The organism is Nocardioides sp. AX2bis, from assembly GCF_902506435.1.
Lineage (GTDB): Bacteria > Actinomycetota > Actinomycetes > Propionibacteriales > Nocardioidaceae > Nocardioides.
Genome location: NZ_LR733215.1, coordinates 3479138 through 3490318 on the forward strand (window position 1 = coordinate 3479138; position 11181 = coordinate 3490318).

Annotated in this window: 9 protein-coding genes; 3 read left to right on the top strand and 6 right to left on the bottom strand. The window is 72.0% G+C overall.

From position 1 onward, the window contains the following. Positions 1-76 precede the first annotated feature (76 nt). A complete protein-coding gene (locus tag GV155_RS16715; protein WP_160009791.1) occupies positions 77-2026 on the top strand; it encodes a 2-oxoacid:acceptor oxidoreductase subunit alpha in 1950 nt (649 codons plus the stop codon). Next, positions 2023-3135 (top strand): 2-oxoacid:ferredoxin oxidoreductase subunit beta, encoded by a 1113-nt coding sequence (locus GV155_RS16720; RefSeq protein ID WP_442938848.1) that lies wholly within the window; start codon positions 2023-2025, stop codon positions 3133-3135. The genes GV155_RS16715 and GV155_RS16720 overlap by 4 nt, the downstream gene beginning before the upstream one ends. 10 nt (positions 3136-3145) lie before the next feature. Here the strand turns inward: GV155_RS16720 and GV155_RS16725 are convergent, their stop codons facing one another. Next, on the bottom strand, positions 3146-3607 hold the full coding sequence (locus GV155_RS16725) for a hypothetical protein (protein WP_160009793.1): 462 nt from the start codon (positions 3605-3607) through the stop codon (positions 3146-3148). A gap of 114 nt (positions 3608-3721) precedes the next feature. Here GV155_RS16725 and rarD point away from each other — a divergent pair, with 114 nt between their 5' ends. Continuing rightward, positions 3722-4648 (top strand): EamA family transporter RarD, encoded by a 927-nt coding sequence (rarD, locus tag GV155_RS16730; RefSeq protein ID WP_236554383.1) that lies wholly within the window; start codon positions 3722-3724, stop codon positions 4646-4648. A gap of 37 nt (positions 4649-4685) precedes the next feature. Here rarD and GV155_RS16735 read toward each other — a convergent pair whose 3' ends face one another. The 5 genes from GV155_RS16735 to nuoK form a co-directional block, all read right to left on the bottom strand. Next, on the bottom strand, positions 4686-5618 hold the full coding sequence (locus GV155_RS16735) for a polyprenyl synthetase family protein (RefSeq protein WP_160011522.1): 933 nt from the start codon (positions 5616-5618) through the stop codon (positions 4686-4688). 68 nt (positions 5619-5686) lie between these two features. Next, positions 5687-7375, bottom strand: coding sequence for an NADH-quinone oxidoreductase subunit NuoN (gene nuoN / locus GV155_RS16740; RefSeq protein WP_160009795.1), 1689 nt, complete (start codon positions 7373-7375; stop codon positions 5687-5689). 2 nt (positions 7376-7377) lie between these two features. Then, positions 7378-8937 carry an NADH-quinone oxidoreductase subunit M gene (locus GV155_RS16745; protein WP_160009797.1) on the bottom strand — a complete coding sequence of 520 codons (1560 nt, stop codon included), beginning with the start codon at positions 8935-8937 and terminating at the stop codon, positions 7378-7380. Further along, complete coding sequence (nuoL, locus tag GV155_RS16750; protein WP_160011524.1) at positions 8934-10850, bottom strand: NADH-quinone oxidoreductase subunit L; 1917 nt, start codon at positions 10848-10850, stop codon at positions 8934-8936. The genes GV155_RS16745 and nuoL overlap by 4 nt, the downstream gene beginning before the upstream one ends. Before the next feature lie 37 nt (positions 10851-10887). Then, a complete protein-coding gene (gene nuoK / locus GV155_RS16755) occupies positions 10888-11181 on the bottom strand; it encodes an NADH-quinone oxidoreductase subunit NuoK (RefSeq protein ID WP_160011526.1) in 294 nt (97 codons plus the stop codon).

Genomic DNA, 11181 nt, shown 5'->3' on the forward strand with positions numbered 1-11181 from the left:
GTCGTCCCGGGAGTGCGGGCTACATTGGCGAGGCGCTCGCCGGCGTCGGCGAGATCCCCGACGGAACAGGACGGCCGTGGCGACCGAGGTCAAGCAGCTCGACAGGGTCATCATCCGTTTCGCCGGCGACTCCGGTGACGGCATGCAGCTCACCGGCGACCGGTTCACCCAGGAGTCGGCCGCCTTCGGCAACGACCTCGTGACCCTGCCGAACTTCCCCGCCGAGATCCGGGCGCCCCAGGGCACGCTGCCCGGGGTGTCGTCCTTCCAGGTGCACTTCGCCGACCACGACATCCTCACCGCCGGCGACGCCCCCGACGTGCTGGTCGCGATGAACCCGGCCGCGCTGCGGGCCAACCTGCCGGACCTGCCGCGCGGCGCGACGGTCATCGTCGACACCCACGACTTCACCACCCGCAACCTGGCCAAGGCCGGCTACGACGCGAACCCCCTGGACTCCCTCGACGAGCCCGGCTCGCCGCTGGCGGAGTTCGCGGTGCACACCGTCGACCTCACCGGGATGACGGTGGGGGCGGTCAAGGAGTTCGGGCTGTCGCGCAAGGACGCCTCGCGCGCCAAGAACATGTTCGCCCTCGGGCTGCTGTCGTGGATGTACGGCCGGCCCACCGAGCACACCGAGAAGTTCCTGCACCGCCGGTTCTCCCGGGTGCCCGACATCCGGGACGCCAACATCACGGCCTTCAAGGCCGGGTGGGCCTTCGGCGAGACCACCGAGACGTTCGCGGTGCGCTACGAGGTGAAGCCGGCCCCGATGGCGGCCGGCACGTACCGCAACATCACCGGCAACCTGGCCCTGGCCTACGGCCTGGTCGCCGCGGGCGTCCGCTCCGGCCTGCCGGTCTTCCTCGGCTCCTACCCGATCACCCCGGCCTCCGACGTGCTGCACGAGCTGAGCAAGCACAAGGCCTTCGGTGTGACGACCTTCCAGGCCGAGGACGAGATCGCGGGCATCGGCGCCGCCATCGGCGCCTCCTTCTCGGGCGCGCTCGGCGTCACCACGACCTCCGGGCCCGGCGTGGCGCTCAAGTCGGAGTCGATCGGCCTGGCGGTGATGACCGAGCTGCCGCTGCTGGTGATCGACGTGCAGCGCGGCGGACCCTCGACCGGGCTGCCGACCAAGACCGAGCAGGCCGACCTGATGCAGGCGATGTACGGCCGCAACGGCGAGGCGCCCGTACCGATCGTGGCGCCGCGCTCGCCGGCGGACTGCTTCGACGCCGCGATCGAGGCCGCCCGGATCGCGGTGACCTACCGCACCCCGGTGATGCTGCTCTCCGACGGCTACCTGGCCAACGGCTCCGAGCCGTGGCGGATCCCGGAGGTCGACGACCTCCCGGTGGTCGACCCGGGCTTCGCGACCGCCACGAACCACGTCTCGACCGGCAAGGACGGCGCGGAGACGGCCGACTTCTGGCCGTACCTGCGCGACGAGGCCACGCTGGCGCGGCCCTGGGCCGTGCCCGGCACGGCCGGTCTCGAGCACCGCATCGGCGGGCTGGAGAAGGGCGAGGGCCACGGCGACATCTCCTACGACCCCGCCAACCACGAGCGGATGGTCCGCACCCGCCAGGCGAAGGTCGACGCCGTCGCCGACTCCCTGCCGCCGCTCGAGGTCGACGACCCGTCCGGCCAGGCCAAGGTCCTGGTGATCGGGTGGGGCTCGACCTACGGCCCGATCGGCGCCGGGGTACGCCGGGTCCGCCGCTCGGGCCACCACGCGGCCCAGGTGCACCTGCGCCACCTCAACCCGTTCCCCCACGACCTCGGCGAGATCCTCGGCCGCTACGAGCGGGTGCTGGTGCCCGAGATGAACCTCGGCCAGCTCTCCACCCTGCTGCGGGCGCGCTACCTCGTCGACGCCCGCGGCTACCACCAGGTCAACGGGCTGCCGCTCAAGGCCGCCGCGCTGGCCCAGGCCATCGGCGAGCTCGTCGCCGAGGCCGAGGGCGTGCCCCTGCACGAGCTCGACCTGACCGCCGCCACGTCCCAGGAGGTCCACCAGTGAGCACCACCGCCGACCTGCCGTCCCCCACCCTGCGCACCGGCACCGACGGCGTCCCCGCCGTCGACCCCGACGCGCCGGCCCAGACCGGCAAGGAGTTCACCTCCGACCAGGAGGTGCGCTGGTGCCCCGGCTGCGGCGACTACGCCGTGCTCAAGGCGGTCCAGTCGTTCCTGCCCGACCTCGGGCTGCGCCGCGAGAACATCGTGTTCGTCTCCGGGATCGGCTGCTCGAGCCGCTTCCCCTACTACCTCGACACCTACGGCATGCACTCGATCCACGGGCGCGCGCCGGCGATCGCCACCGGGATCGCCACCACGCGCGAGGACCTCTCGGTGTGGGTCGTGACCGGTGACGGGGACGCGCTGTCGATCGGCGGCAACCACCTGGTCCACGCCCTGCGCCGCAACGTGAACATGACGATCCTGCTGTTCAACAACCGGATCTACGGCCTGACCAAGGGGCAGTACTCCCCCACCTCGGAGGCCGGCAAGGTCACCAAGTCGACCCCGATGGGCTCGGTCGACCACCCGTTCAACCCGGTCTCGCTGGCGCTGGGCGCCGAGGCGACGTTCGTGGCGCGCACCATCGACTCGGACCGCAAGCACCTCACCCAGGTCCTGGCCGCCGCGGCCGCGCACCGCGGGACGAGCCTGGTCGAGATCTACCAGAACTGCCCGATCTTCAACGACGGGGCGTTCGACGCGATCAAGGACCGCGACACCAAGGCCGACGCGATCATCCCGCTCGAGCAGGGGCAGCCGATCCGGTTCGGCGCCCCGGCCGAGGACGGCGGCGGCAGCCGCGGCCTGGCCCGGGACGCAGGGACGGGGGGTGTCCGCGTGGTCGACGTGGCCGAGGTCGGCCTCGACGCGCTGCTGGTGCACGACGCCACCCGGGACGACCCGACCACGGCCTTCGCGATCAGCCGCCTCACCGACGCCGGCTACCTGCGACAGAGCCCGATCGGGATCTTCCGCCAGGTCGAGCGCCCGACCTACGACGACCAGGCGCGGGCCCAGCTCAGCACCGCCAGGGACGCCGCCCCGGGCGACCAGGCAGACCGCCTGGCCGCCCTCATCGGGGGCGGCGACACCTGGACGGTGGTCTGACCCACGAGGGTCAGAAGGTCTCGATCCGGTAGATCCGGTTCGAGTAGGACGTCGCGTAGGTGCCGGTCTTCTGGGTCTTGGCGCGGTAGCGCACCACCCCGCGGTCACGGCGCGGCGCGACCTTCGAGCGGTACCGGCTGTCGTTGTTCGTGCGGACCTTGTTGTAGCGGGTCCACCGGCCGTCGCCGAACTTGCGCTCGATGATCACGAACCGCTTGACGTAGCGCGGTCCCACCTTGCCGCTGATGGCGAACCGGTTGCCGGAGCGCTCCTTGCCGCGCAGCGTGATGTTGCGCATCGGCTTGGCGGCCGCCTCGGCGGCACCGGCCTTCTCGCTGCTCGCGGCCGGCACGGTGCGCGCGTCGTAGGACGAGGCGGGGGCGGCGGTGGCCTGCCCGGGGACGGCCAGGCCGATCAGGGCGACGGCGACCGTGCCTCCGACGGCGCGGCCCAGGGTGTGACGCAGGGACATGAGGTTCTCCTCGGTGATGGGGGTGCGCAGGCGTCCGAGCCCGGGGCGCGGACGCTCGGACCATAACGCGGCCCCGCCCCCGATGGGACGAAAGACCCGCCCTAGGTTGGACCAGTGACGGACCACCGGCCGCGGGACGGGCACCGCGACCGGAACCGCGACGGGCTGCTCCTGGGCGTCGCGGCCTACGGCCTCTGGGGCGCGTTCCCGCTGTTCTTCCCGCTGCTGCGCCCGGCCGGCCCGCTGGAGATCCTGGCCCACCGGATGGTGTGGTCGCTGGTCACGATGCTGCTGCTCGTGGCCCTGCTGGGCAGGATCTCGGCGCTGAGGGCGATCGCCGCCGACCCCCGGACGCGGAGGCTGCTGGTCGTCGCCGCCCTCACCATCACCGTGAACTGGGCGGTCTTCATCTACGGCGTCAACGCCGGGCGCGTCGTCGAGACCTCCCTGGGCTACTTCGTGAACCCGCTGGTGACCGTGCTCATCGGGGTCCTGCTGCTCCGGGAGCGGCTGCGACCCGGCCAGTGGCTCGCCGTCGGCGTCGGCGGGGTCGCGGTCGCCGTGCTGACGTGGGACTACGGGCGCCCACCGTGGGTCGCGCTCGCGCTGGCGGTGTCGTTCGGCACCTACGGCCTGGCCAAGAAGCGGGCCGACGTCGGCGCGGTCGAGAGTCTCGCGTTCGAGACCGCGGTCGTCTCCCCGCTGGCCGTGGGCTACCTGGTGTGGCTCGGCGCGACCGGCGCCGGCACCTTCACCACCGAGGGGCCCGGGCACGCGCTGCTGCTGGCCTCGGCCGGGCTGGTCACCGCGGTGCCGCTGATCTGCTTCTCGGCCGCGGCCACCCGGATCCCGATGGTGAGCCTCGGGCTGCTGCAGTACCTCACGCCGGTCCTGCAGTTCGCCGTCGGCGTCCTCGTCGTCGGCGAGGACATGCCGCCCGGCCGCTGGGCCGGGTTCGCGCTGGTCTGGCTCGCGCTCGCGGTCTTCACCGCCGAGTCCCTCCGCCACCGCCGAGGTGACGCTCGCGGACAGCCGAGATGACGCTCGCGGCGCCTCGAGGTGACGATTCCGGCGCGGCTCAGGCCGAGCGGACCGCCACGACGTCGGCGAACGCCTCGAGGGCGGCCCGGACCGGGCCCGCGGGCAGGACGCCGAGCAGCGCCTTGGCCTCCTCGGCGCGGGCGACGACGTAGCGGCGGGCCTGCTCCATCGCCGGGTGGGCGCGCAGCAGGGCGAGGGCCTCGGCGTGCGGGCCGTCGGCGGACAGGTCGCCGCGCAGCAGCTCGTGCAGCCGGGCGTCGGCGGGGTCGCCGGAGGCCAGCGCCATCAGCACCGGCAACGTCGGGACGCCCTCGCGCAGGTCGGTGCCCGGCGTCTTGCCGGACTCCCCGGACTCCGAGGCGACGTCGAGGATGTCGTCGGAGAGCTGGAACGCGGAGCCGACGATCTCGCCGTACGCCGCCAGCGCCTCCTCCACCTCCGCCGGGGCGTGCGAGAACCGGGCGCCGTAGCGCGCCGAGGTCGCGATCAGCGACCCGGTCTTGCCGGCCACCACCTCGAGGTAGTGCTCGAGCGGGTCCTCGCCCGGGCCCGGGGGCACGGTCTCCAGGATCTGGCCCTCGACCAGCCGGGTGAAGGTCTCGGCCTGGATCCGCACCGCGTCCCGGCCGAGCCGCGAGGTCAGCTCGGAGGACCGGGCGAAGAGGAAGTCACCGGTCAGGATCGCCACGAGGTTGTCGTAGCGGGCGTTGGCCGAGTCGGCGCCGCGGCGCAGGTCGGCCTCGTCCATGACGTCGTCGTGGTAGAGCGAGCCGAGGTGGGTGATCTCCACGACGCAGGCCGCGACCTCGACGTCGAGGTTCTCGGGGTCCTCACCGGCCTCGGCGGCCAGCAGCACCAGCAGCGGCCGGAACCGCTTGCCGCCGGCCTCGAGCAGGTGCCGCGCGGCATCCGTGACGAACTGCGAGCGGCCCACGACGTGGCCGGCCAGGGCCTCCTCGACGCGCGCCATCCGCTCCTGCAGCCGGCGGGCGAGGTCGGCGTCGCCGACGGGCAGCGCGAGATCGGTCTGCGGGGTGGTCACCGCAGGAAGCCTCCCACGCCCGCCGCGAGCTCGAGCAACGGGCCCGGCGCCACGCCGAGGGCCAGGGTGACCAGGGCGCAGAGCGCGATGGTCGCCACGGTGGCGGTCGAGGCGGTGGTGACGCCGGCCTTCTCGCGGATCAGCAGCGCGGTCGAGCCGTGCACCTCCAGCGCCGTCGAGCCCGTACGGGTCCCGGCGCCGCTGCCGGCGGCGACCGCGCCGTGCTCCTCGGGCTCCTCGTCGCCGACGAAGAACATCACCCGGATCATCCGGATGTAGAAGAACACCGCGATCACGCTGGAGGCGATCGCGACCAGCACGACCGGCCAGGCCCCGGCGGCCAGCGCGACGGTGAAGACCGCCCACTTGCCGACGAACCCGGCGGTCAGCGGGATGCCGGCCATCGAGAGCAGGAAGAAGGCGAAGACGCCCGCGGTCAGCGGGGAGCGGCGACCCAGACCCTCCCAGGCGTCGAGCGAGCCGGCCTCGCCGCTCGCGTCACGCACCACGGTGACCACGGCGAACGCGCCGATCGTGGCGAAGCCGTAGGTGGCCAGGTAGAACAGCACCGCCTGCAGCGAGGTGACCTGGCCCTCGGCCAGCTCGCCGGCGGACTGCAGCCCGAGCAGACCGGTCAGCAGGAAGCCGGTGTGGGCGACCGAGGAGTAGGCCAGGATCCGCTTGACGTCGGTCTGCACGACCGCGAGGACCGAGCCGACCAGCATGGTCAGGATCGCGATGATCCACATCATCGGCTCCCACGACCAGCGGTCCGAGCCGAAGGCGACGTAGAAGAGGCGGAGCAGCGCGCCGAAGGCGGCCACCTTGGTGGCAGCGGCCATGAAGGCGGTCACCGCGGTCGGGGCGCCCTGGTAGACGTCGGGGGTCCAGCTGTGGAACGGCGCGGCGCCGACCTTGAACAGCAGACCCACGGCGAGCAGGCCGATGCCGAGCGCGAGCAGCGCACCGTTCTCGCTGTCGTTGGCCACCGCCTGCGCGATCGCCCCGAGCTCCATCGAGCCGGCGAAGCCGTAGACCATCGCGGCGCCGTAGAGGAAGAACCCGGAGGAGAAGGCGCCGAGCAGGAAGTACTTCATCGCCGCCTCCTGGCTCAGCAGGCGCCGGCGCCGGGCCAGGCCGCAGAGCAGGTAGAGCGGGAGGGAGAGGACCTCGAGGGCCACGAACATCGTGAGCAGGTCGCCGGAGGCCGGGAAGAGCATCATCCCGCCGACCGCGAACATCAGCAGGGGGTAGACCTCGGTGTGGTCCAGCCCGCGGGTCGAGGCCTCGCGCTCGGCCTCGGTGCCGGGCAGGGCGGCGGCCTGGGCGGCGAACGCCGAGACCCCGTCCTCCAGCTTGCGCTCGCTGAAGAGCGCGACGCCGGCGATCGCGAAGACCAGGATCAGGCCCCACAGGAAGACCGAGGGGCCGTCGACGACGACCGTGCCGGCGCCCGCGAACAGCCCGAGCGCGGCACCGTCGCCGACGCTCTCGAGGCCGGCGCCGACGTAGAGCACCAGGGCGAGGGCGGCGACCAGGCCGACCGAGGCCAGCGTGACCTGGGCGACGTGACGCAACCGGCGCGGGGTGAACGCCTCCACCAGCACGCCCAGGCAGGCAACGCCGAGGACCACGAGCATCGGGGAGAGCTCGACGTAGTTCAGCGTGGGTTCGGTGAACTCCATGCTCACTCACCTTCCTCGGGCGCGGCGGCCGGGACGTACGGGTCCTGGTCGGTGATGCCGATCTGCTGCTGGAGCTGCTCGGCGTACGGGTTGGCCAGGTCGAGCAGCGGCTGCGGGTAGAACCCGAAGAGCACCAGCGCGACCATCAGCGGCGCGACGGCGCCGAGCTCGCGGGCGCCGAGGTCGTGGCGCCCGCCCTTCCGGGACGCCCGGGTCGTCTCCATCGTGGCGACGAGGTGCGCCGGCGTGGGCCCGGTCATCACCCGCTGGTAGAGCCACAGCACGTAGATCGCGGCCAGCACGATCCCGCTGACCGCCACCGCGCCGGCCCAGGGGGCGTAGTCGAAGGCGGAGATCAGCACGAGGATCTCGGAGACGAACTGGGACAGGCCGGGCAGGCCGGCGGTGGCCAGGCCGGCGACCAGGAACAGCCCGGCGAGCACCGGGGTGACCTTCTCCAGGCCCCCCATCTCGCGGATCGAGGCCGTCCCGCTGCGGTGCACCAGGAACCCCGCCAGCAGGAACAGCGCGGCCGTGGCGACGCCGTGGTTGACCATGTAGAGCACCGAGCCGGAGACGCCCTGGGTCGAGGTGGCAAAGATGCCGAGCACGATGAAGCCGAAGTGGGACAGCGAGGTGAGCCCGATCAGACGCATCACGTCGTCCTGGCCGATGGCCAGCAGCGCGCCGTAGACGATCGAGACCAGCGCCAGCACCATCACGACCGGGGTCGCCCAGTCCGAGGCCTCGGGGAAGATCCCGAGGCAGAAGCGCAGCATCCCGAAGGTGCCGATCTTGTCGAGCACGCAGACCAGCAGCACGCTGGTGGCCGGCGTGGCCTTCTCGGTGGTGTCGGCCAGCCAGGTGTGCACCGGGAACAGCGGCGCCTTGATCGCGAAGGCGATGAAGAAGCCGACGAACAGCCAGCGCCCGGCCGTGGAGTCGAGGTCGAGCGCGACGAGGTCGGAGAGCAGGTACGACGGGGTGCCCTGCTGCGCCGAGACGACGTACAGCCCGATCACCGCACCGAGCAGCACCAGACCGCCGCCGAGCTGGAACAGCAGGAACTTCGACGCCGCGGCACCGCGTCCGCGCCGCCCGAACCCCCCGACCAGGAAGTACGCCGGGATCAGCGTGGCCTCGAAGACGACGTAGAACAGGAAGACGTCGGTGGCGGTGAAGACCAGCAGCGAGAGGCCCTCGAGGGCCAGCGCCCAGGCGAAGAACGCCCGCGGGCTGCCCTGGTCGGCGCCCTCGGCGTCGCGCCAGCCGGCGACCAGCACGATCGGGACCAGCACGACGGTCAGCAGCACCATCAGCAGCCCGAGGCCGTCGACGCCGAGCGAGTAGGTGACCCCGAAGGAGGGGATCCAGGAGTAGCTCTCGGTGTGCTGGTAGCCGCCACCGGGGCTGTAGTCGATGGCGACGACGGCCGCGACGGCCAGCGTCACCAGCGAGACGGCCAGGCCGACCGGCCGGGCCAGCCGCGAGGGCAGGAAGCCGACCGCGACCGCACCCACGAGGGGCACGGCGCAGAGCAGGGTGAGGAGGGGGATGCTCATCCGAGGTTCACCGCCAGGAGCGCGAGGACGACGAGCAGGACGCCGCCGAGCAGGGACAGGGCGTAGGAGCGCACGAAGCCGGTCTGGATCCGCCGGCCGACGCTGCCGAGGGCGGCGATCGTACGGGCGGTGCCGGTGAAGGCGCCGTCGGCGCCGGCGCGGTCGAAGCCGACCAGGCCGTGCACCAGGCTGCGCCCGGGACCGACGACCAGGCCGTCGTTGATCGCGTCGCCGTAGAGGTCGGCGCGGGCCGCCCGGGTCGCGAGCGAGACCTTGGTCGGGGCGGTGGCCGGCACCTCCCGGCGCCCCACGAGGACCCAGGCCAGCGCGACGCCGACCGCGACCGTGGCCACGGTGATCAGCGTGATCACGATGATCGGCAGCGGCGGCTCGCCGTGCGACTCCTCACCGGTGACCGGCTCGAGCCAGTGCACGATCCACTCGCCGAGGATCATCACGCCGCCGACCACGGAGAGGCCGGCCAGCACCATCAGCGGGACGGTCATCAGCGACGGCGACTCGTGCGGGTGGACGCCCTCGAGCCACCGCTTGCGGCCGGCGAAGGTCATCAGCATCAGCCGCGTCATGTAGAACGCGGTGACGCCGGCCCCGAGCAGGGCGCACAGCCCGACCAGCAGGTTCTCGGTCAGGGCGACCTCGATGATCAGGTCCTTGGACCAGAACCCGGAGAAGCCCGGGAAGCCGATGATCGCCAGGTAGCCCAGGGTGAAGGTGGCGAAGGTGATCGGCATCGCCCGGGCCAGCCCGCCGTAGTGGCGCATGTCGACGTCGTCGTCCATGCCGTGCATGACCGAGCCGGCGCCGAGGAACATGTTGGCCTTGAAGAACCCGTGGGTCAGCAGGTGGAAGATCGCGAAGGCGTACCCGGCGGTGCCGAGGCCCGCGGCCAGCATCATGTAGCCGATCTGGCTCATCGTGGAGCCGGCCAGCACCTTCTTGATGTCGTCCTTCGCGCAGCCGATCACCGCACCCCACAGCAGCGTCACCGTGGCCACGACGACCACGACCGTCTGCGCGGCCGGTGCGTTCTCGAAGACGAAGTTCGAGCGCACCACGAGGTAGACGCCGGCGGTGACCATGGTCGCGGCGTGGATCAGGGCCGAGACCGGGGTCGGGCCCTCCATCGCGTCCAGCAGCCAGGCCTGGAGCGGCACCTGGGCGGACTTGCCGCAGGCACCGAGGAGCAGCAGCAGGCCGAGCGCGGTCATCGCGGCCTCGGAGGCCTCGCCGGAGACCGCGCTGATGCCGGTGAAGCTGGTCGTGCCGAAGTAGACGAACGCCAGCATGATCGCCAGCGACAGGCCCATGTCGCCGACGCGGTTGATCACGAAGGCCTTCTTCGACGCCGCGGCGGCCGAGGGCTTGTGCTGCCAGAAGCCGATCAGCAGGTAGGAGGCCAGGCCGACGCCCTCCCAGCCGAGGAACAGCAGCAGGTAGTTCTCGGCGAGGACGAGCACCAGCATCGCGGCCACGAAGAGGTTCAGGTAGCCGAAGAAGCGGCGGCGGCGCGGGTCGTGCGCCATGTAGCCGATCGAGTAGACGTGGATCAGGGACCCGACACCGGTGATCAGCAGCAGGAAGAGCGCCGACAGCGGGTCGTAGAGCAGGTCGAAGCCGACGTCGAGCCCGCCGACCTGCATCCAGGTGTAGAGCTGCTGGACGACCTGGCGCTCCTCCTCCCCCCGTCCCAGGAGCTCGAGGAACAGCAGCACGCTGATCGCGAAGGAGCCGATCGGCAGGGCCGTGGCCAGCCAGTGGCCCCAGCGGTCGGTGAACCGGCCGCCGAGCAGCAGCACGGCGGCGCCGAGCAGCGGCAAGCCGACGACCAGCCAGAGCAGCGAGAACGTGCCGTCGGCGGTCGACGGGTCCACGAGGGGCACCGCCTCGACCATCGGCAGCACGGGCAGGGTGAGTGCAGACATCCGTCCCTCAGAACTTCAGCAGGCTCGCGTCGTCGACCGAGGCCGAGCGACGGGTACGGAAGATGGTCATGATGATCGCCAGTCCCACGACGACCTCGGCCGCGGCGACGACCATCACGAAGAACGCGGCCACCTGCCCGTCGAGGTTGCCGTGCTGTCGCGCGAAGGCGACGAACGCGAGGTTGCAGGCGTTGAGCATCAGCTCGACGCACATGAACACCACGATGGCGTTGCGCCGGGTGAGCACCCCGACCGAGCCGATGGTGAACAGGATCGCGGAGAGCACGATGTAGGGCGTCAC